Annotated in this window: 22 protein-coding genes; 16 read left to right on the plus strand and 6 right to left on the minus strand. The window is 59.1% G+C overall.

Annotated elements, in window-relative coordinates:
• The first annotated feature begins 73 nt into the window (after nt 1–73).
• From IEW18_RS16620 to IEW18_RS16630, 3 genes are all read left to right on the plus strand, one after another.
• A complete protein-coding gene (locus IEW18_RS16620) occupies nt 74–496 on the plus strand; it encodes a DUF3127 domain-containing protein (RefSeq protein WP_188558999.1) in 423 nt (140 codons plus the stop codon).
• A 246-nt stretch (nt 497–742) separates the two neighbouring features.
• Entirely contained in the window at nt 743–1612 is an 870-nt protein-coding gene (locus tag IEW18_RS16625) for an SDR family oxidoreductase (protein WP_188559000.1), read from the plus strand.
• 91 nt (nt 1613–1703) lie between these two features.
• Nucleotides 1704–2333, plus strand: a complete 630-nt coding sequence (locus IEW18_RS16630) for an AlbA family DNA-binding domain-containing protein (RefSeq protein ID WP_188559001.1) — start codon at nt 1704–1706, stop codon at nt 2331–2333.
• Here IEW18_RS16630 and IEW18_RS16635 read toward each other — a convergent pair.
• Both IEW18_RS16635 and IEW18_RS16640 read right to left on the minus strand, forming a co-directional pair.
• Entirely contained in the window at nt 2321–2734 is a 414-nt protein-coding gene (locus IEW18_RS16635) for a VOC family protein (RefSeq protein ID WP_188559002.1), read from the minus strand. The two genes, IEW18_RS16630 and IEW18_RS16635, sit on opposite strands and share 13 nt — an antisense overlap.
• Before the next feature lie 262 nt (nt 2735–2996).
• On the minus strand, nt 2997–3533 hold the full coding sequence (locus tag IEW18_RS16640; protein ID WP_188559003.1) for a DinB family protein: 537 nt from the start codon (nt 3531–3533) through the stop codon (nt 2997–2999).
• 120 nt (nt 3534–3653) lie between these two features.
• Here IEW18_RS16640 and IEW18_RS16645 point away from each other — a divergent pair, with 120 nt between their 5' ends.
• From IEW18_RS16645 to IEW18_RS16665, 5 genes are all read left to right on the plus strand, one after another.
• Nucleotides 3654–4265, plus strand: a complete 612-nt coding sequence (locus IEW18_RS16645; protein ID WP_229728793.1) for a YdcF family protein — start codon at nt 3654–3656, stop codon at nt 4263–4265.
• Between the two features lie 30 nt (nt 4266–4295).
• Nucleotides 4296–4823, plus strand: a complete 528-nt coding sequence (locus IEW18_RS16650; RefSeq protein WP_188559005.1) for a YkvA family protein — start codon at nt 4296–4298, stop codon at nt 4821–4823.
• A gap of 178 nt (nt 4824–5001) precedes the next feature.
• The gene (locus IEW18_RS16655; RefSeq protein WP_188559006.1) at nt 5002–7263 is read left to right on the plus strand and encodes a S46 family peptidase; all 2262 of its coding nucleotides are present in this window, start codon (nt 5002–5004) and stop codon (nt 7261–7263) included.
• Nucleotides 7264–7393: 130 nt separating this feature from the next.
• Nucleotides 7394–7990: a hypothetical protein gene (locus IEW18_RS16660; protein WP_229728794.1), complete on the plus strand. Its 597-nt coding sequence runs from the start codon at nt 7394–7396 to the stop codon at nt 7988–7990.
• 32 nt (nt 7991–8022) lie between these two features.
• The gene (locus tag IEW18_RS16665) at nt 8023–9297 is read left to right on the plus strand and encodes a metal-dependent hydrolase family protein (RefSeq protein WP_373285741.1); all 1275 of its coding nucleotides are present in this window, start codon (nt 8023–8025) and stop codon (nt 9295–9297) included.
• A gap of 155 nt (nt 9298–9452) precedes the next feature.
• Here IEW18_RS16665 and IEW18_RS16670 read toward each other — a convergent pair whose 3' ends face one another.
• Nucleotides 9453–10211 (minus strand): glycosyltransferase family 2 protein, encoded by a 759-nt coding sequence (locus IEW18_RS16670; protein ID WP_188559008.1) that lies wholly within the window; start codon nt 10209–10211, stop codon nt 9453–9455.
• 98 nt (nt 10212–10309) lie between these two features.
• On the opposite strand from IEW18_RS16670, the gene IEW18_RS16675 reads away from it, so the two are divergent.
• From IEW18_RS16675 to IEW18_RS16685, 3 genes are all read left to right on the plus strand, one after another.
• Nucleotides 10310–10609: a hypothetical protein gene (locus IEW18_RS16675; RefSeq protein ID WP_188559009.1), complete on the plus strand. Its 300-nt coding sequence runs from the start codon at nt 10310–10312 to the stop codon at nt 10607–10609.
• A gap of 282 nt (nt 10610–10891) precedes the next feature.
• On the plus strand, nt 10892–11740 hold the full coding sequence (locus IEW18_RS16680) for a LysM peptidoglycan-binding domain-containing protein (protein WP_188559010.1): 849 nt from the start codon (nt 10892–10894) through the stop codon (nt 11738–11740).
• 65 nt (nt 11741–11805) lie between these two features.
• On the plus strand, nt 11806–12189 hold the full coding sequence (locus IEW18_RS16685; protein WP_188559011.1) for a GxxExxY protein: 384 nt from the start codon (nt 11806–11808) through the stop codon (nt 12187–12189).
• A 116-nt stretch (nt 12190–12305) separates the two neighbouring features.
• Here IEW18_RS16685 and IEW18_RS16690 read toward each other — a convergent pair whose 3' ends face one another.
• The gene (locus IEW18_RS16690; protein WP_188559012.1) at nt 12306–13187 is read right to left on the minus strand and encodes an SDR family oxidoreductase; all 882 of its coding nucleotides are present in this window, start codon (nt 13185–13187) and stop codon (nt 12306–12308) included.
• Between the two features lie 223 nt (nt 13188–13410).
• Here IEW18_RS16690 and IEW18_RS16695 point away from each other — a divergent pair, with 223 nt between their 5' ends.
• The 3 genes from IEW18_RS16695 (at nt 13411) to IEW18_RS16705 (ending at nt 16193) form a co-directional block, all read left to right on the plus strand.
• Nucleotides 13411–14256 (plus strand): NAD(P)H-binding protein, encoded by an 846-nt coding sequence (locus IEW18_RS16695; protein WP_188559013.1) that lies wholly within the window; start codon nt 13411–13413, stop codon nt 14254–14256.
• Nucleotides 14257–14310: 54 nt separating this feature from the next.
• Nucleotides 14311–15552, plus strand: coding sequence for a BaiN/RdsA family NAD(P)/FAD-dependent oxidoreductase (locus IEW18_RS16700; RefSeq protein WP_229728795.1), 1242 nt, complete (start codon nt 14311–14313; stop codon nt 15550–15552).
• A 194-nt stretch (nt 15553–15746) separates the two neighbouring features.
• Nucleotides 15747–16193, plus strand: a complete 447-nt coding sequence (locus tag IEW18_RS16705; protein ID WP_188559014.1) for a PA2169 family four-helix-bundle protein — start codon at nt 15747–15749, stop codon at nt 16191–16193.
• 140 nt (nt 16194–16333) lie between these two features.
• Here IEW18_RS16705 and IEW18_RS16710 read toward each other — a convergent pair whose 3' ends face one another.
• Complete coding sequence (locus IEW18_RS16710) at nt 16334–18295, minus strand: DEAD/DEAH box helicase (protein ID WP_188559015.1); 1962 nt, start codon at nt 18293–18295, stop codon at nt 16334–16336.
• A 354-nt stretch (nt 18296–18649) separates the two neighbouring features.
• Nucleotides 18650–18841 carry a cold-shock protein gene (locus IEW18_RS16715; protein WP_110980085.1) on the minus strand — a complete coding sequence of 64 codons (192 nt, stop codon included), beginning with the start codon at nt 18839–18841 and terminating at the stop codon, nt 18650–18652.
• 317 nt (nt 18842–19158) lie between these two features.
• Between IEW18_RS16715 and IEW18_RS16720 the strand changes: the two genes are divergently transcribed.
• Both IEW18_RS16720 and IEW18_RS16725 read left to right on the plus strand, forming a co-directional pair.
• Nucleotides 19159–19578 (plus strand): acyl-CoA thioesterase, encoded by a 420-nt coding sequence (locus IEW18_RS16720; protein WP_229728796.1) that lies wholly within the window; start codon nt 19159–19161, stop codon nt 19576–19578.
• Between the two features lie 109 nt (nt 19579–19687).
• The gene (locus IEW18_RS16725; protein ID WP_229728798.1) at nt 19688–20362 is read left to right on the plus strand and encodes an SPFH domain-containing protein; all 675 of its coding nucleotides are present in this window, start codon (nt 19688–19690) and stop codon (nt 20360–20362) included.
• The last annotated feature ends 14 nt before the right edge of the window (nt 20363–20376 follow it).

Raw genomic sequence — 20376 nt, forward strand, 5'->3', positions numbered from 1 at the left:
GTGACCCGAACGAACCGCGTTTTTTTTCGTAGGTTTGGTTTACTGTTTTCAACTCCCCAAACATATTCTTCTTATGGCTTACGAAGCTACCGGCCGCCTGCACGAGATTTTCGACGAACAGCAGGTGAGCGAGAAATTCCGCAAGCGCGAGTTCGTGCTGGAGGTCGTAGACGGCCAGTATCCCGAGCATATCAAGTTCCAGCTGGTACAGGACAAGACTGCCCTCATCGACTCCTACAAAGTAGGTGACGAGGTGAAAATTTCCTTTAACCTGCGGGGCCGTGGGTTCAACAAGAACGGCCAGATGCTGTACTTCACCAACCTCGAAGCCTGGCGTATTGAGTCGGGTGCCGGTGGCGGCGCTGCTCCCCAGGGCGGTGGCAACTACCAGCAGGCAGCTCCCCGCGCCGCGGCTCCAGCCCAAAATCAGAATCCGAACCTGCGCGCCTCGGCCGCCCCGATTGCCTCGGACGACGACAACGACCTGCCCTTCTAATTTCCCTGGAAGGTAATCAGCTGCTTGACAGTTTACGCAAAGCCGCTTCCGCACCCCGGAAGCGGCTTTTTGCTGGGCAATGGCGGGAATTTTGTGGATATCAGTCGACGGCAGCCGGGCAGCTTCGTCAGCGGGTAGCCAAACGTGGCACCATTACCATCCGTTTTTTCGTACGTTCTTCCGGCGTCGCTTACTTTGTTTCTCGATCCTGCGAGCTGGTTCCGGCCCCGCCCGATTTTTCTCCGTATGATTCCTTCTCTCCCGCTTTCTGGAAAAACGGCCCTGGTTACGGGCGCTACCAGCGGCATCGGCTTGGTAACGGCCCGGGAGCTGGCCCGCCAGGGCGCCCGCGTTATTCTGGTGGGCCGCGACGCCGACAAGGCCGCGCGGGCCTTGGCCTCCATTCAGCTGGCTGCTGGTTCGGAAGCGCCAGTGCACGTGAAATGCTATGACTTGTCGTTGCTGCGCAACGTGCGGGCCTTGGCGGAGGAATTGCAGCGCGAGCTAAGCCAGCTGGATATTCTGGTAAACAACGCCGGCATCATGCCCGGGCGGTTTGCTCTCACTGAGGAAGGCCACGAGCTAAGCTGGGCAACCAACCACCTGGCGCCCTACGTCCTGACCAACCTGCTGCTACCCCTGCTGGATGCCGCCGGCCAGGCCCGGGTGGTTACGGTATCATCGGTGGCGCACTGGGTAGGTGAGATTGAGCCCGACCGGGCCGTGCGCAACTCGCCCGATAAATACAGCTGGCTCACGGCCTACGCCGACTCCAAGCTGGCTAATATTCTGTTTACCAGTGAGCTGGCCCACCGCCTAGACCTAACCGGCATTACGGCTAACTGCCTACACCCAGGTATGGTAGATACTGGCCTGATCCGCCCCGATACTTCGCCCGTAATGAAAGCCCTGTGGTGGACGGCCAAGCCCCTGATGATTTCGCCGGAGCGCGGGGCGCAAACTACGCTGTACCTGGCTACCTCGCCGGAGGTAGCGCGGGTAAGCGGACGCTACTTTTCCGGGAGCCGGCCGGCGCGCACCTCGGAACGGGCCCGGAGTAGAGCCGAAGCCAGCCGCCTCTGGCGCATCTCGGCCGAGGAAACGGGGATTGAATGAGCAGCCTAAGGCGGTTACTTTTCTCCTGATTCCGCGTTTCAGGAAAGTACGACTGTCGCCGCCTCGGGCGCAGCGCTGATAGGCACCACACATGACTGACTTACGGGAACTGATCCGGCAGGGCGAGGGTGAGCGGTTGGAGTTCAAGAAACGCACCACCCACCCCACCCGCATTGCCCGCACCCTGGCTTCGCTGGCCAATACGCACGGCGGCCGGGTGCTGGTGGGCGTGGACGATGACGGCCGCATTGTGGGTGTGCGCGACGCGGAAGAGGAAATATACCAACTGCGCCAAGCCGCCCAGCACTACATTGATCCGCCGCTGGAGCTTCGGTTCAAGGAAGTTGAGGCGGAAGAAGACCGGGTAGTAGTAGTGGTAACAGTAGCCGAAAGCCCCCACAAGCCCCACCGCGCCCAGGTAGCCGAGGGCGACTGGCGCGCCTACGTGCGCGTACGCGACGAAAGCGTGCAAACCAGTCAGCTCACTGAAAAGGCCCTAGAGCGCGCCGACGCCGGCCCGCGCTTTGAGCGCATCCCACTCAACAAAGAGGAACTGGCCGTGCTGGACTACCTGCAAAAAAACCCGCGCATCACGCTGGCCCAGTACATGAAGCTGCTCAACATCGGGCAGCGCCGGGCCTACCGTACGCTCATTAAACTAACCTTGCACGGCTACATCAAGCACCACGACAAGCAGAAAGAAGTGTACTATACGCTGTGAGCGGGCGGAGGCTCCAGTAAATCCCAGAGGTTGCCGTATAAATCGGCGAATACCAGCACTTGCCTATAGGTCTGCGTCATCGGTGGGCGCACAATGGTTACGCCCGCGGCCCGTAACTGCTGATAATCCCGCGCCAGGTTATCGGTATAAAGAAACAGCGCCACGCGGCCGCCCGTCTGATTGCCCACCCGAGTGGCTTGTTCGGGGCTAGCGGCGCGGGCCAGCAGCAGTTCGGCACCACCGCCAGGGCCGCGGGGTGCTACCCGCACCCACCGTTTTCCAGCCCCAAGGTCAGTGTCCTCCAGCAGTTGAAAATTCAGCTTCTGGGGGTAGAAAGCAATGGCGTCGTCGTAGTCGGCTACCACCAGGGTAAGTAGCGCAATTCGTTGATTTACGCTCACTTCTGAAGCATGTGCCCTACATGAAACAGCCTGAGCAGTACACTACTCAGGCTGTACGGGACTAGTCCTGCTGGCGGGCTTTCAAGGCTTTCTTTTCTTCCTTGGCGGCCTTTTTTTCCTTGGTGGTTTTAGCTGGCTCTTTCTTTTTTTCTTTGCGGGGTTCCTGGGCTTTAGCCATGATAGTAGGGATTTTGAAGAGGAAGGATTCTGGTACTCTAACGCGCCAGACCGAGCGGGTGTTGTAACCGGCTAAAAGTACGGATTACTTCAGTAGCGGCAGATAGCGCTCCTGCAGCAGGTTCAGGTGGTGAGCTTCGTGACCAGCCAGCATGTAGGCCAGGGCCCGCACGCTCACCGGGGAGGCGCTAGCCGTCCCCACGCGCTCGTACACCTCCGCCGGAAACGACTCCAGTAAGCTCAGAGTAGCGGTACGAACGGCAGTGTATTCCCCCAGAATATCCTCCAGCGGCCGTATATCAGCACCGGAGGCGGGCACGTAGGCGTCCTGATCGAAGCCGGGCAGGGGCTGCTGGTCGCCGCGGGCGATGCGCAGGGCCCGGTAGGCGAAGATGCGCTCCGTGTCGAGCACGTGCACCAGGCTTTCCTTGATGCTCCACTTGCCGGGCGCGTAGCGCAGGCGGGCCTGCTCGTCGGAGAGGCCGTGGAGCAGCTGCCGCAGGGTTACGGGCTGCTCGCGCAGCTGCTGCAGCGGGTTGTGCCCTTCCGGAACGAGGCGGATATACGTGGCGTAGTACGGCGCGTACTGGTCGGCGCCGGGGCGGGTAGTAAGGTAGCTCATGGAGCGAAACTACGGGAAAGGAGTAATTTTCGGGGTAATCAGTTCTCAGGGTCCCGCCATTTTGCTACCTCAGCACGCGGAGTCAGGTCCCTTCTTCAGCTGTATTCTTCCCGTCAGCGCATGCTCATGGTTAAACGCTTTGTCCTTTCGGGCCTGATTTTGTTGGGTAGCTGGTTTGTATTGCACAGCGCGGTAGTAACGGCCGACGGCCTTACCGATGATGTCCAGCCCGTTGATTGCCTGGTAGTGCTGGGAAATACGGTTAACCCAGATGGCAGCTTATCTGCCCGCCTTCAGGCCCGGCTCGACAAAGCCCTGGAACTGTATCATCAGGGAGTCAGCCCGCTGATTCTGGTGAGTGGAGGCCTGGGGCAAGAGGGACACTACGAAGCCACCGTGATGCAACGCTACTTGGTGGCGCAAGGCGTACCTACCCACGCTATTTTAATTGATAATGAAGGAAATAACACACAGGCAACGGCCCGTAATTACGCCCGTATAGCCCGACAGCGGCACTTACGCTCGGCGCTGGTGGTGTCGCAGTTTTTCCATCTCAGTCGCACCAAACGGCTACTGCGCGGGCAAGGAATTACGGTAGTTTATGCCGCCCATCCGTCCTATTACGAGTGGCGCGACGCTTACGCCCTGACCCGGGAGTTCTTCGCGTACTACGCCTACCTACTAAGCCAGAGCCAAGACCCTCCGGCAACACACGACTCCCCGGCCGCGTAGAGCAGGCACACTCTTCACCACTCGTATCATATGGCTTCGCTTTTAGAAAAAGGTTTTTCCATTTCCAAAAATGCCCTCTTCAGTGTCTTTCTAAACCGCGCCGGCAAGCTGCTGGGCCGCCCCTTCAAGGTGGTCATGGTTTTGAGCGAGGTAGCCAACAAGCTGGCCAGCAAAGAAAGCAAGGACAGCAAGTTCAAGCAGCTCTTCGACGTAGGCTATACAGTCGTGCGCTTGGTACGTAACTACGTGAGCGGCAGCTACCGCCAGATTGAAACCGGTACCATCGTGTCGGCTTTGGGCGTACTGCTTTACACTCTCTCCCCCGTTGATTTGGTGCCCGATTTCGTACCCGTGGTAGGTTTTCTGGATGATCTGGCTTTGCTGAGCTGGTTTGTGGAGAAATTCCAGGGTGAAATTGTGCGGTTCCGGGAATGGGAGCAAACCAACGCCACCGAAGAAACCGACGACATTCCGGCTGCTTCGGCTAAGCCCGGGTACGCTGCCTCGAATACCAACGCCGAAAACGCGCCGGCCGTAGCCGAAATGGGTCACTCGTAACCTGGCTTCCCCGCCGCAAATCACTCTTCCAGCACTACCTCGGCCCTTTCGGCGGTGGTAGTGCTTTTTTGTGCGCGGTACGGGCCAGCGGGTGGTGCAGATAAGCGGTACCAGCCGCCGGTTCGCTATTTTTGCGTCATCTTCTTCGCTGACCACCCAACAGCACAACTCCTTTTGTATGCGCGTACGTTCCCGGCTGGCGTTGCTGGCCCTCACGCTCCTTTCCTGCCTGCCCCCGGCCCGCGCCGACGAAGGCATGTGGCTACCCCTGCTGCTCAAGCAGCTCAACGAGGCCGACATGCAGAAAAAAGGCCTCAAGCTCACCGCCGAGCAGATTTACTCCGTCAACCAGGGCAGCCTTAAGGATGCCGTGGTGCAGTTTGGCGGCGGCTGTACCGGCGAAATTATTTCGGACCAAGGCTTGCTGCTCACCAACCACCACTGCGGCTACGGCCAGATTCAGAGCCACTCCTCCGTCGAGAAGGACTATCTGACCAAGGGCTACTGGGCCATGAGTCGGGACCAGGAACTGCCCAACCCTGGCCTCACGGCTACCTTTATTGTGCGCATGGAAGACGTGACGGGCCAGGTGCTGGCCGGCGTACCAACCACGGGCATTGTGGAGGCCGAGCGCGAGAAGCTGGTGCAGGTAAACAGCCAGCGCGTGGCCCAGGCCGCCGTGCAGGGCACCCACTACCAGGCCTTTGTGCGCCCTATGTTCAACGGCAATGAGTACTACCTTTTCCTGACGGAGGTGTTCCAGGACATCCGGCTGGTGGGCGCGCCGCCGAGCAGCATCGGCAAGTTCGGGGGCGACACCGACAACTGGGCCTGGCCCCGCCACACCGGCGACTTCAGCATCTTCCGCATCTACGCCGGCCCCGACAACAAGCCCGCCCCCTATTCGCCTGATAACAAGCCCTTCAAGCCCCGGCACCACCTGCCCATTTCCCTCAGCGGCGTGCAGCCCGGCGACTTCACGCTGGTGTTTGGCTTTCCCGGCCGCACCAACGAATACCTGACCAGCTGGGGCGTGGATGAGGTGTATTCGCTGTCAAACCCCGCCAAAATAAAGGTGCGCGACGCCAAGCTGCGGGTGCTGGACGCCGACATGAAAGCCTCCGACAAGGTGCGCATTCAGTACGCGGCCAAGTACGCCAGCATTGCCAACTACTGGAAAAAGTGGATTGGCGAAACCCGCGGCCTCAAAAAGCTCGATGCCGTGCGCGTGAAGCAGCAGCAAGAGGCCACCTTCCAGAAGTGGGCTGAAAGCGGCGATGCCGCCCGCCGGGCGGCTTTTGCTGGCCTGCTGCCCGAGTTGCAAAAAAACTACACTACCGCCCGCGACTATACCCTGGCCCGCGATTACGTGACGGAAGCCGCCCTCGGGGTGGAACTGGTCAGCTACGCCAACAGCCTGCTGCCTCTGCTGGAGCTGGCCGACAGGAAAGCTACTCCCGAAGAGCTGGCCGCCGCCGCCGAGAAAGCCAAGAAGGGCTCCGTGGGCTTCTTCCGCAACTACAGCGCCCCCACCGACCAGAAGGTGGCCGCGGCCCTGCTCCCCCTCTATGCCAACGGCACCCCGGCCGCCCTGCTGCCCGCCTACGTCAAAAACCTGCAGAAGCAGTACGCTACCTCCGGCTGGTCGGCCTACGCAGCCCAGCTCTACGGCAAATCGCGCCTGACCAGTCAGGAATCGGCGTACGCGGTGCTGGATGAGGTGGCGAAGGGCAACGTAACTACTCTGCGCCAAGACCCGGCCGTGCAGCTGGCCCAGGCCGTAGTGAGTACCTACCGCCAGCAGGTACTGCCCACCTACACCGCCGCCACCGATAACATTGCCCTGCTCCAGCGCACCTACGTGGCCGGCCTGCGCCTGCAGCAGCCGGAGCGCAAGTTCTACCCCGATGCCAACTCCACCCTGCGCGTGGCCTACGGCCAGGTAGCCGGCTACCAGCCCGCCGACGGCACGAAGTACGACTTCTACACTACCCTCGACGGCATCATGGAGAAGGCCGACCCCACCAACCCCGAGTTTGAAGTGCCCGCCCGCCTGGCCGAGCTGTACCAGAACAAGGATTTCGGCCCCTACGCCTACAAGGGCACCGTGCCCGTGGCCTTTATTGCTACCAACCACACGACAGGGGGCAACTCCGGCTCGCCCGTCATCAACGGCCGCGGGGAGCTGATCGGTACCAACTTCGACCGCAACTGGGAAGGAACCATGTCCGACATCATGTTCGACCCCGACCGGGTGCGCAACATCACCCTCGACGTGCGCTACATGCTGTTCGTGGTCGATAAATACGCCGGCGCCGGCCACCTCGTTAGGGAAATGACCCTCGTGGGTGGCCCCGGCAGTGAAGCCGCTACCCCCCACAACGGCAAGAAGCTGGAGAAGATCAAAGTGAAGCGCAAGCCGGCCAAGGAAAAGGCATAGTCAAGTTTAGGCTTATACAAAGCATGTCAAGAACACCCGCTACCTTGCTGTTAGCGGGTGTTTTTTATGCAGCCAGTTCTATCCTCTGCATTTCCTTTCACCAATATATTTTGCCCTTCTTCTATTAGCTATGAAAACAATCTTCGTCGCACTATCTCTACTTACCTTCTTGACATTTCCCGGCTTTGGGCAGAAACTACTAGGGGCAGGCGGCTATACCCGTGTAGGCGAGAAGTCCTTTACCGGCGCTCCTGCCGCTGGGGTGCACGTTGTACTACCGCTGGGCCGCCGGCTAGTGGTTGGTATCGGTTCTACCATTGCCCGCAACCACCAGCCCTATCAGGAGTTTGTCCCCGACTTTGATTTTACGGGCGGCGGGCGGACCATTACTGAGTACCATAATTTTCTGTACTCCATTCAGGTTTTATTGGCGCCCCGATTGAAACTGGGGCCGCGGCTTGAGGCCGTGCTAGGACCAAGTGCCGGCCTGTACGTGGTGGGCTCTCGCGAGCGGACCGATGAAGTACGGGCAGGCTTTGGGCTATGGTCAGGCCTGACCTACCAGCAGCTGTGGGGTAGCCGATTTAATTTGGAGGTGTTGTTTCATCCGCGAATGTTACGGCCCAACCTGCAGGTTGAGGATGCCAGTTTTCGATTTGATGGACAGCAGTTGTTTGTCTGGGATGCTCAACTGGGCATATCCTACAATCTGCGAAAGCAACCGTAGCTTTAAGCGCCTTCTATATTTTCCTGCCTTCCGTGCGCCTCCCTCTCCTCATCAGCCTACTTTTCCCTGGCCTGACCTCCTTGGCCCAACCATCCGCGCCAACGCCTACCCCCGCCCTGCTGCTCCGCCCCGCGGCCGTCTTCGATGGCGAAACCCTGCACCCCGGCTGGGCCGTGCTAACGGAAGGTGACAAAATCAAAGCCGTGGGGCCGGCCGCCCAGCTCCCGGCCCCGGCCGGGGCGCGCACCGTGGAGCTGCCGGGCCTGACCTTGCTACCGGGGCTCATTGAAGGCCACAGCCATCTGCTGCTGCACCCCTACAACGAAACCAGCTGGAACGACCAGGTGCTGCAGGAATCGGAAGCGTTGCGGGTGGCCCGCGCCACGGCCCACGCCCGCGCCACGCTCGAAGCCGGCTTCACTACCGTCCGCGACCTGGGCAGCGAGGGCGCGGGCTACGCCGATGTGGGCCTGAAGCAAGCCATTGACCGGGGCCTGATTCCGGGGCCGCGCATGGTGGTAGCTACCCGGGCGCTGGTGGCTACCGGCTCCTACGGGCCCAAGCTGGCGGCCGGCTTTGTGGTGCCCCAGGGCGCCCAGGAGGCCGACGGGGTGGACGGCATTATCCGGGCCGTGCGGGAGCAGATTGGCCGGGGCGCCGATGTCATCAAGGTGTACGCCGACTACCGCTGGGGCGCCAACGAGCCCAGCCGCCCTACCTTTACCCAAGACGAGCTAAACCTGATTGTGCAAACCGCCCGCAGCTCCGGCCGCCCCGTGGTGGCCCACGCCAGCACGCCCGAGGGCATGCGCCGGGCCACCCTGGCCGGCGTACAGACCATTGAACACGGCGACGCGGGCACCCCCGAAGTCTTTAAGCTGATGAAGCAGCGCGGGGTAGCCCTCTGCCCTACCGTCGCGGCTGGCGACGCTACCTCCCGGTACCGCGGCTGGCGCAAAGGCCAGGACCCGGAGCCGGAGCGCATCCAGCAGAAAAAGCAAACTATGAAAGCGGCCCTGCAAAGCGGCGTGGACCTGGCCTACGGTGGCGACGTAGGCGTGTTCGCCCACGGCGACAACCTGCGCGAGGCCGAGCTGCTAATTCAGGAATACGGCTTTACCAGCCTTCAAACCCTGCGCGGCTTCACCGCCGGTAACGCCCGCATCTTCCAGCTCCCCGACCGGGGCCGCATCCAGCCCGGTTTGCTCGCGGACCTCGTTGCCGTCGCCGGCGACCCTACGAAGGATATCAAGACCCTACGGCAGGTACGGTTGGTAGTCAAAGGCGGGGTGGTGGTGAAAGAATAAGACTAAACGGATTTGAGATTGTCCGGATTTTGGTGGCGACTTTGTACGTCATGCTTCGGCTCCGCCTTGGCATGACGTTCTTGATAGGATATGGGAACAGAAGCCGAATTCGTGACCAGAATCCGCGAAATCTTTTGGTCCGCTTAGCCTGCGCTTTACGGCCGCTCAATCCCTAGTGCCTGCAGTTGCCCGGCGTACTTGTCGTAAATCACCCGCAGGTCCTGGCTGTGCTTGTCGGCATCAACGCCGATGCTGACGTTGCTGGTGTGAAAACGGTGCAAGTGGCTGAGGTGGGGGCAGATAACGGGCTGGTGGCCGGCCAGCAGGAAGCGCACATACAGGTCCAGGTCCTCGGCCATTTCAATCTGTTCGTCGTAGCCGCCTACCTCCTCAAAAAGCTGGCGGCTGTAGCACACGTTGCCCTGAATGAAGTGCTCGGCCCGAAAAATGGCGCGCAGCATATCGGTCGGCGAGTCGAACTTCCAGGCGTAGTAGTCTTCATTGGGCAGGTAGCGCCGGTCCTGGTCAACGCGCAGGAAGTCGGCTACCAGCCAGGGGCGGCCGGGATGTTGCTGAATCTGGTCGGCGTAGTGATACAGAGCCCGTTGCAGCAGGATGTCGTCGTCGTCGAGGGGTACAATCCAGCTGTCGGCGGGGGCATCCTGGCGGATCAGCAGGTTGCGGGCGGGGCCGGGCAGCAACTTGTGGGGCTGGCTGCGGACCCGCAGCGGAATGCCATCCTGGGTGGCCGCCTGGCGCAGCCACTCGGCCGAGTCGTCGGTGGAGGCGTTTTCGCAGATGAGGTGGTCAAAGGAAAAATCCAGGGGCGCCGAAACGGAGGCACGCACGCTGGCTACCGCCTCGGGCAGAAAGTCGCGGCGGTTGTGGGTCGGGGTAATGACAGAGAAATGCATGCTCCCTATTCTGGTACCAGCCGAAAAAAGTTGCAGCGGCTCTTCCCTCCAACCTTCGGGCAGCCGGTGGCGTTATGGCCGTGTCTGCTTCTTGTTTCATGGCCAAATTTGTCGTTACGCTACGCCTCCCCGATGTTTTTGATGAGGATTTTATTGCCCTTATCCCGCGCCATCGTGCCTTTATTAACCAGTTAATCGAGGAAAACATCGTGGAGTCTTACGCCATCAGCGCCGACCGCACCCGGGGCTGGGTCACCATGAACGGGCAGAACGCGGCCACCGTTCGGGCCGTGGTGGAGCGCTTTCCTCTTTACCAGTTTCTGCGTGAAATCGAAATTGACGAGCTATTTGTCTTCGACAGCACCGCCAGCCGCTTTCCCCGCATCAGTCTCAATTAAGTGAGTTGGTGATAAAGTGAGTTAGGTAGTATGGGAAACTGTCTGTCCTCCGGAGCCCAGCGAAGGACCTTATGATAGCTAAACGACCGACGAAATAACGTCTTGTTCAGGTATCATAAGGTCTTCCGCTGGGCTCCGGATGATGGGCTTTTCTTTAGTTTACTTTATCCATTCCTAAGCTCATCTTTTCACCAATTCGCCTATCTATCCCTCTATTTCTTCCGGCTTGATTTCTGCTAACCGGCATGTACCTTTCTATCTGATTCCCACTTTACTTTCTGCATGATTCGTACTTTCCGACTTCTCACGATTGCCGGGCTGGCCCTCAGCAGCATGGCAGCCGTACCCGCCGACGCCAAGCTCACTACGGAACAGCTTATTGCCCGCCTCTCCACTTCCATCGAAAACCTAAAAACCCTGCGCTGCAATGTGCGCGCCCAGGAGCGGATTGAAGGTAGCTACCAACAGGCTCGCACCAGCATGAAAATGGCCTTCAAGCCCTATAAAGTGTATTTGCGCAACCAGAAGGGCATTGAAGTGCTCTACGTGACGGGCCAGAACGACGGCGACGCCTGGGTGTACCCCAACAGCTTCCCCTACGTCACCGTCAGCCTCGACCCGCTGGGGGCCCTGATGCGTAAAACCCAGCACCACAGCGTGCTCGACGCAGGGTACGGCACCATTGCCGAGCTGCTGCGCGGCTCCAGCCAGCGCGTCGACCACAGCTTCGAGAAAAGCTTCCGCTACGCCGGCGACACGACCGTGCAGGGCCGCCCGGCCCACATCCTGCGCGCCGACTATCCCCAGTTTCGCTACGTAACCTACAAGCCCGCCAAAACGGAAACCGTGGCGTCCATTGCCGACCGCTTCGGCTGCGGCGAATACCGGATTCTGGAGCGCAACGGTTTGGCCCCCGGCGCTACCGTACCGGCCGGCCGCGCCCTGCAAGTGCCCAACGCCTACGGCCGCCGCGTCATCATTGCCGTGGATCAGAAGCTGACCCTACCTCTTGTGATTCAGGTAAACGACGATAAAGGGCTGTTCGAGAAGTTTGAGTTCAGCGACATCGTGGCCAACCAGCCCATTCCGGCCCAGGAGTTCACGAAAGACTTTAAAGGGTACAAACTTTAATCACGGATTTAGACGGATTTCTCGGATTACACGGATTCGTTCGGAGAATTTACTAAATACTAGCTATGCTGATTGGAAATGCGCAGAGCGACTTAACCAGAACAATTATTGGCTGCGCTATGCGCGTACATACGGCACTTGGTAATGGATTTCCTGAAATCATTTATCAGCGCAGTTTAGCTATTGAGTTTGAGAAAAATAATATAGTGTTCGAACAAGAAATTCATTTGCCAGTCTATTATTTGGACAGTGAAGTAGGAGCCCGACGCGTAGATTTCTTGGTCGAAAAACAAGTAGTGGTTGAGTTAAAAGCGTTAGTTGAGATAACGCCTCTTCATTACGCTCAAATTAGAAACTACCTAAAAGCATACCGCCTGGAAGTAGGGCTCTTACTCAATTTTGGTGAAGCCAGCCTAAAGTATAAACGATTCCTACGCTCTTCTCCGTAATACACTATCACAAAAAAGCTCCTGAATAATTTCAGGAGCTTTTTTGTATCAGGCACTTCCTCACAAACAATCCGAACGAATCCGTGTAATCCAAGAAATCCGTCTAAATCCGTGATTTAGCGGCGCATGGTTTTTTCGATATGGTCCCACATGTCGGGAGTTAGGAGTTCGAGCTTGTTGAACTCGCCGGCTCCGTTCAGCCACTCGCCTCCGTCCAGGGTTACTACCTCCCCGTTCATGTAGGCGGCAAAGTCAGACACCATGTAGGCGGCCAGGTTGGCCAGCTCCTGGTGGTTGCCCACGCGCTTGAGGGGTACGGAAGCAGCGGGGTCGAGCTTCGAGGCCAGGGGCTCGGGGAACAGGCGGCTCCAGGCGCCTTCCGTCGGGAACGGGCCAGGGGCAATGGCGTTGGAACGGATGCCGTACTTGGCCCACTCCACGGCCAGGGAGCGGGTCAGGGCCAATACCCCGGCTTTGGCCGCCGCCGACGGCACCACAAACGCCGAGCCGACGGAGGCGTAGGTAGTCACAATGTTGAGGATGGTACCGGGCTTCTTTTCAGCAATCCAGCGCTTGCCAAACGCCAGCGTGCAATTGTAGGAGCCCTTCAGCACAATGTCTACAATAACGTCGAAAGCCTTGTGGCTCAGGCGCTCCGTAGGGCTGATGAAGTTGCCGGCCGCGTTGTTGAGCAGCACATCTACCCCGCCAAACGTGTTGATGGTTTTCTGCAGTAGGGCTTCTACTTCGTCGTACTTGCGTACGTCGCACTGCACGGCCAGTACGCTCTGGTTGCCAGTTTGCTGGCGCAGCTCCTCGGCCGTTTTTTCCAGCACCTCCAGCTTACGGGAGCTGATAACGACGTTGGCGCCCAGCTGCAAAAAATACGTAGTCATGGCGCGGCCAAGGCCGGTGCCGCCGCCCGTCACGACGATGGTTTTGCCCTGCAGGGCGTTGTCGCGGAGCATGGGCTGGGCGTAAGGATGCGAAGCAGACATGAGAAAAGGTGGGAATGATGAGGTAAAAAATTAGGGCAGCCCGCGGGCTACGGCCCGCAAGAACGGTATTTCTGCAGTGGCTTTGTCTTTCTATAGGCTAGCCTAATTAGCGTATTGCTCAGGAGGCAGGTGCACTCAAAGGCCAAACTGGTACTACCTACGTCCCGAAATAGCACTTTGCTCTGACTTGCCCGCGAAAGATTTTTTACCACCTTTACCCCGCATGACCGACTCCATTCCTTCCGTTTCGCCCCCCACGGTAGCCGTACTGGGTTGTGGCTGGCTAGGTTTGCCCCTGGCGCAGGCCCTGGTGGCGTTGGGCTACCGCGTGCACGGCTCTACTACCACCCCGGGCCAGCTCCTTACCCTGCGCGACGCCGGGATTCGGCCCTTTCTGCTCCGGCTGGCTCCCAACCTCACTGCTACTGATGCCGACACCCTACGGGCTCAGCTACAAGGCGCCGACGTGCTGGTGCTGAACGTGCCACCAACCCGCGGGGCCGGCTCCCCCGAGGCCTACCCGGCGCTGCTGCGCCCGGTGGCCGAAACAGCCGCTCAGGTAGGCGTTCGGCATGTGCTGCTGGTCAGCTCCACGGGCGTGTATGCCGACGAGCCCCGTCTGATGCGGGAGCCCGACGCGCAGGCCGCTGCCACGGCCGCCGCCCCGTTGCTGCAGGCCGAAGCCTTGTTTCAGGGCCCCGCCCACACGGTAGTGCGCCTGGCCGGCTTAATGGGCCCGGGGCGCGCGCCGGGCCGGTTTTTGGCGGGGCGCGCGGGCGTTCCTCACGGCGAAGCGCCCGTCAACCTGATTCACTTGCAGGATTGCATTAGCCTGCTCAGCCGCATTATTGAGCAGGATTTATGGGGCTACACGTTCAACGCCAGCGCTGCTACCCATCCTACCCGCCGCACGTTCTACACGGTCGCCGCTACCCGGCTCGGCTTGCAGCCGCCCACGTTTCTGGAAGAGTCTGCGGGAGGCAAGCAGATTGATTCTACCCTTATTCGGGAGCTGACCGGCTACCAGTTCCGCCACGAAGATGTGGTGGCCGCCCTCGAATATTGCTGATGTTGCGGTAGCCCGGGCCTTCGCTGCCAGCCGCCTAAGCCGTATCTTTGCAGCGTGAATGAAGCGAAGCGTACAGTGGCCGTATTGGGCGGGGGAGCCGCGGGTTTTTTCGGGGCCATTGCCTGCGCCGAGGCCAACCCCAGCCTGCGGGTAGTCCTGATTGAGAAAACTTCCAAGCTGCTGAGCAAGGTCCGCATTTCGGGTGGGGGGCGCTGCAACGTGACCCATGCCGCCGACACGGCCGCCCAACTAGTGCAGCACTACCCCCGCGGGGCCAAGCAACTCAAAGAGGCCTTCAAGCAGTTTGGTGCCTTGGACACGGTCCGCTGGTTTGAGCAGCGCGGCGTGCGCCTCAAAACCGAGCCCGACGGCCGCATGTTTCCCACCACCGACTCCTCAGAAACCATTGCCCAGTGCCTGCTGACGGCAGCTCGGGTAGCGGGCGTTGAAATCCTGCTGCAAACCACTGCCGAGCACATTGCACTGCTACCCGCGGGGGGCTTCGAGCTGACCCTGACGGGCGCCCACGCCCAGAAGCTTGCGGTAGCACGACTGCTGGTAGCCACCGGCGGTGCACCTAAAACGGAGCAGTATGAGTGGCTGCGCCAGCTAGGCCACACGGTGCAGGAACCAGTACCCAGCTTGTTTACTTTCAACGTACCCAATTCCCCGCTGCGGGAGCTGCCGGGCGTGAGCGTGCCCCGGGCGCGGGTGCGCGTAAGCGGCGAAAAGCTGGAATACGAAGGTCCAGTGCTGGTCACGCACTGGGGCCTGAGCGGACCGGCAGTACTCAAGCTTTCCGCCTGGGGCGCCCGCCGCTTGCACGAGCTGCAGTACCAGAGCACTACCCTCATCAACTGGATTCCTGAGTACACCGAGGACACGCTGCGCCAGTACTTGGTAGAGTTCCGGGAGCTGCACGGCAAGAAGGTGGTAGCCAGCAATCCGCTCTGCGGCCTGCCCCAACGCCTGTGGCGCACGCTCACGGAGCAGGCCGGCGTTGGGCCGGAAACCCGCTGGAACGAGCTGCCCGCCAAGCTTCAGAACCGCCTCATCGAGAGCCTGCTCCGCACGGCCCTACCCGTGCGCGGCAAAACCACCTACAAGGACGAGTTTGTCACCTGTGGGGGCATCACGCTCAGTGAAATCAATATGCAAACCATGGAGAGCCGCCGCGTACCTGGGCTGCATTTTGCCGGGGAAGTACTTGACATTGACGGCATTACTGGTGGCTTCAACTTTCAGGCAGCCTGGACCACGGGCTACCTGGCCGGGCGGGCCCTGGCTGCTGCGTAATTGGTACATACGCTGGGTTTCTATGGTAACGAACGGGCAACTACGCCTTGCTTGTTGAACTTGAAACCAACTTGCTTGGCACGGCGTAGCGCTGAGCGGCGATATTCGTTTTAGCACTTATTGCAACTTGATTTGGGTTCTATCAGTAAAGAAGGGCACAACTATCTTTCCTAACACCCAAATTTCCTCTCCTCATGGACGCTAAAACCCTCCAAGCCGGCCTCAACGAACTCCTGGAAACCCTAAAAGATGGTCAGCGCGGCTACGCCGAAGCCATGACCGACGTAGAGGACGCTGATCTGAAGCAGATTTTTAAGAAATATGCCGCTCAGCGCTCCGAGTACATCACGGAGCTGGAAGACCAGATGCACAAGTTGAACCTGCATCCGGAAGAGGAATCCTCCATTACGGGTACCGTACACCGCGCCTTTATCAACCTGAAAGGTCTGATAACCGGCAAAGACCGGCACAGCATCCTGGCTGAGTGCGAGCGGGGTGAAGACTACGCCAAAAAAGCCTACGAAACAGCCCAGAAACTGCAAGGCATACCCAGCGAGCTGCAAGCCCTCATTGCCAAACAGGCCGCTGGCGTAACCCAAGGCCACGACGAGATGCGCGCCCTGCGCGACTCCTCGAAATAGCCCACACAACTGCCCCTAGGCGGCTAGTGGTTTGCTACCGCATAGTTTGCCCAAGGTTAAATAGCAAAGGCCACTCGTTCGAGTGGCCTTTGCTATTTAACCTTGGGCTATATCGGCTTGCGGCCGAGACTGGAAGTTACCTATTCGTCGAAGCCGCCGTTGTCGCGCTTGCCTTTGTAGCCGCCGCCGTAGCTGCTGCCACCGCTGCGGTTACCCCCGAAGGAGCCGCCCTCCCGACGGTCGCCGCCGTAAGAACCACCGCCCCGGTTGCCACCGTAGCTACCACCGCCGCGGTTGCCGCCAAAGCCGCCTTCCCGCCGCTCACCGCCGCCGTAGGAGCTGCCACCACGGTTGCCACCGTAGGAGCCACCGCCGCGGTTGCCGCCGAAGCCGCCTTCTCGCCGCTCGCCACCACCGAAGCCACCCGGGCCCCGGCGCGGACGCTCGCCACCGAAGCCCCCCCGGTTACCGCCTTCTTGCTGAGCATCACCCTCCTGGCGAGGGGTAGCAATGTTGAAGGCTACCGGCCGGCCCTGAATGGTGCTGCGGCCCAGTTGGCTGACCACCTCTTCCACGAACTCGTTTGGTACTTCCACGAAGCTGAACTTATCGTAGAGGGCAATGTCGCCTACCTTACCGGCCGTGAGGCTGGTGTTTTCGGCAATCAGGTCCACAATGTCACGGGGGTGCAGACGGTCCTTTTTGCCCATGGTTACGAACAGGCGCGTGAAGCCGGGGCGGGCCGCCCCCTGGGTGCGGCTGGCGTCGAGGCTTTCCTGGGCGCGCTTGTCCTCTTTCATCGTCATTTTCAGCAGAGCCGCCGCCACGTCCAGGGACGTTACGCCGTCTTCCTGATCCTGGTCGATGAGGCGCTGCACCCGGGCAATGTACTTGTCCAGGTTCCCCTTCTCAATCACCTCCTTAATGGAGTTGAGCATGAGGGTAGTTTTCACTTCCGACACATCTTCAAACGAAGGCACCCGCTCCTGCTTGATGGTGGCCTTGGTGAAGCGCATGATGTCGCGCAGCTTGTAGATGTCGCGGCCGCTCACAAAAGTGAAGGCCTTGCCCTGCTTGCCGGCGCGGCCGGTGCGGCCGATGCGGTGCACGTAGTATTCCTCGTCGGCGGGCAGGTCGTAGTTTACGACTACCTCCACGTTGTCCACGTCGATGCCGCGGGCGGCTACGTCGGTGGCGACCAGGATTTCCAGGGTGCCTTTGCGGAATTTGTCGAGCGTATTCTGGCGCTGCTGCTGGCCCATGTCGCCGTGCAGGCCTTCGGCGAAGTAGCCTTTGGCTTGCAGGTCACCCACGATTTCGTCCACCATGCGCTTCGTGTTAGCGAAGACGATGCCCGACTTAATGTTGTACATGTCGATGAGACGGGTCAGCACGTCCTTCTTCTGGGGGCCGCGCACCTCAAAGTAGCTCTGCTCGATGTTGGTAACCGTCATTTCCTGATGGTTAACCTTCACGATCTGCGGATCCGTCTGGTAGCGCTTGGTCATCTCCATGATCGGCTTGCTCATGGTAGCCGAGAAGAACACCGTCTGGCGCTGCTCGGGCATCTTCTTGAGCACCGTCTCGATGTCGTCGCGGAAGCCCATGTCCAGCATCTCATCCGCTTCATCGAGGATGATCATTTTGCAGTTGTCAAGCTTGAGGGTACCCCGCTCGATGTGGTCCATCACGCGGCCGGGCGTACCAATCACAATCTGCACGCCGCGCTCCAGGGCGCGGAACTGCCGGTCGTAGCTGGAGCCACCGTAAATCGGCACTACGGCCAAGCCGCGCTTGTATTTGCCGAGCTTCTGGATTTCGCCGGAAACCTGCACGGCCAGTTCGCGGGTAGGGCAGAGCACCAGGCACTGCACTTCGCGCGACTCGGTGTCGATGCGCTCAATGGCGGGAATAGAGAAAGCGGCCGTTTTGCCGGTGCCCGTCTGGGCCTGTCCAATTACGTCGCGCCCCTGGAGCAATACCGGAATACCAGCCTCCTGAATGGGCGACGCTTCTTCGTAGCCTACCTCAGCAATGGCGCGCTGCATTTCTTCAGAGAGGGTCAACTCACTGAATTTCATTTTTACCTTTTCGTTTTCCATGTCTGTGTTGATGGAGTGGAGACTGTAGCTCTGAAAACAGCGGATTCAGCGACGCTCTTCTCTCCCACTCAACACAACGACAAGTGACGGAAGCAACGGACGGAAGACAAAGCCGGCCCAACAGGTTTCTTAAAGGCAGCTCACAAGCTGCGCGGAACGTGGCCGTTCTCAAATGCGGGTGCAAAGATACGCAGAAATAATCAAATTGCATTCCTGCCTCAGCTATTCCCTAACGGCTCGAGCTTTAAAATAGATCCATACGCAGGGGCCAATGATAATTGTAATGGCTAGGCACAAAAAAAGCAGGCTCGTCAGGAGCCTGCTTTTTTAAAGCTATCCGAGAAGGATAAAGGACTAAGCCAGTTTCACTTTCACGGCGTTCGGGCCTTTGCGGCCTTGAGCAATTTCAAATTCCACTTTGTCTTTGTCGCGGATTTCGTCGATGCACTCGGTTACGTGCACGAATACGTCCTCGCCGGTTTCGTCAACTTTGATAAAGCCGAAACCTTTGGTTTCGTTGAAGAATTTTACAGTTCCTGTCTGCATGGTACTGGTGATGATGGATGTTTTTTTCGGAAAGCGCACTCAACTCTGCTTTCCCTCCCGGATGGAAGTACTCAACAGGACGGTGAAACCGCGTTTTCTTAATGTGCTCAAATATACACGGATATTTTAGATGTGGAATACCTCATATGTTTACCCTTCCAAGAATTTATCCCGTGCTTAACTACCATCCATTCTCAATAACATTCTGTTTTTCAGGTAATTAATACCAATTACTACCCTGATTTCTCTTGTTGAATTTATTGCAAGCTTATTCAGCCCTGAGTTTGTTTGCCGGCCGAGGAGGTAACTTTGAGCCTATGGAAATGCCCGCGCCCCCCGCTTTTCGCTTCTCCCGCCTCCTGACGGTTCAGCCCGAGGACATCGACGAGCTAGACCACGTCAATAATGTGCAGTACGTGCGCTGGGTGCAGGATACGGCCGGGGCGCACTGGCTCACGGCCTACCCCGCCGGCGAGCGGGAGCACTACATCTGGGTAGTGCGGGAACACCGCGTGCAGTATCGCCACCCCGCCCTGCTGGGCGAGCAGCTGCGCTGCACCACCTGGATTGGAGAAGTGCGCGGGGCCCAGTGCCAGCGCTTCGTGCGCATTGAGCGGGCCGAGGACAGCAAGCTGCTCTGCGAGGCGGAAACCCAATGGGTGCTGCTGGACCCCACCACCAAGCGGCCCGCGCGAATAGAGCCGGACGTGGTGGTGCGGCTGCGGGGACCGGTGTAGGGCCAACTGAACAAGGGCCTTACTACCTTAGCCAGCCGCTTGTTTTTTCCGCTTACTTCAGCATGCAGCCACTATGCGCACTTTTTCTGTTCTACTACTAGCTGGTCTTTTGTCTAGCTGCAACTACGCCAAATCAAACCAGCAAGTGTTGGTTTCCAATGACTGTGGCATGGAATGGAGTAAAATTGCCGCCGGCGACGCCGTACCGAAAGGCACGATGAATCCGTGCTACATGAAAGTGGTCATTCCCAACTTTCCGATGCAGGGGGATAGTCGGTTTATTACCAACCTGAAGGACCGCGTGCGGGCTTCCGTCCACATCGACTACGATTATTCGATTATTGACCCGCTGGCGTTTATCAGGCAGGCCAAGTATTTGGGCAAGGCCAATGCTAACGCGGACAGCAATGAGGCGCTTAGTCCAACCGCGTTTGAGGGCGCCGAAAACATGGTTATCGACAAGCGGATTCGGGACGTAAGCAAGGCGTTATTTCTGACCGAGGATATTGTAGAGCTAGACCAGGCTGAAATCGAGAATAGCTTGCTGACACAAGCAAATAAAGCGCTGGAGCCGCTTGGGGTACACCTGAACTTTATCACGCTCACCTTCGATTTGGATGAGCAGACCCGGCAGGCCATCGATATATCGACGGCCATGAAGATTTACGAGAGCCGTAACCTGACAGAAGTGGGCAAACAAGTAATGATTCAGCGGGCCGGCGCTACCAAAATTACGGTTGAAAACCAGGCTCCCCCGGCTCTACCTAGCAAAGAGGAAGAATAAAGGGGAGTGCCTGA

Origin of the sequence: Hymenobacter glacieicola (assembly GCF_014640315.1) — a bacterium.
Classification (GTDB): Bacteria; Bacteroidota; Bacteroidia; order Cytophagales; family Hymenobacteraceae; genus Hymenobacter; species Hymenobacter glacieicola.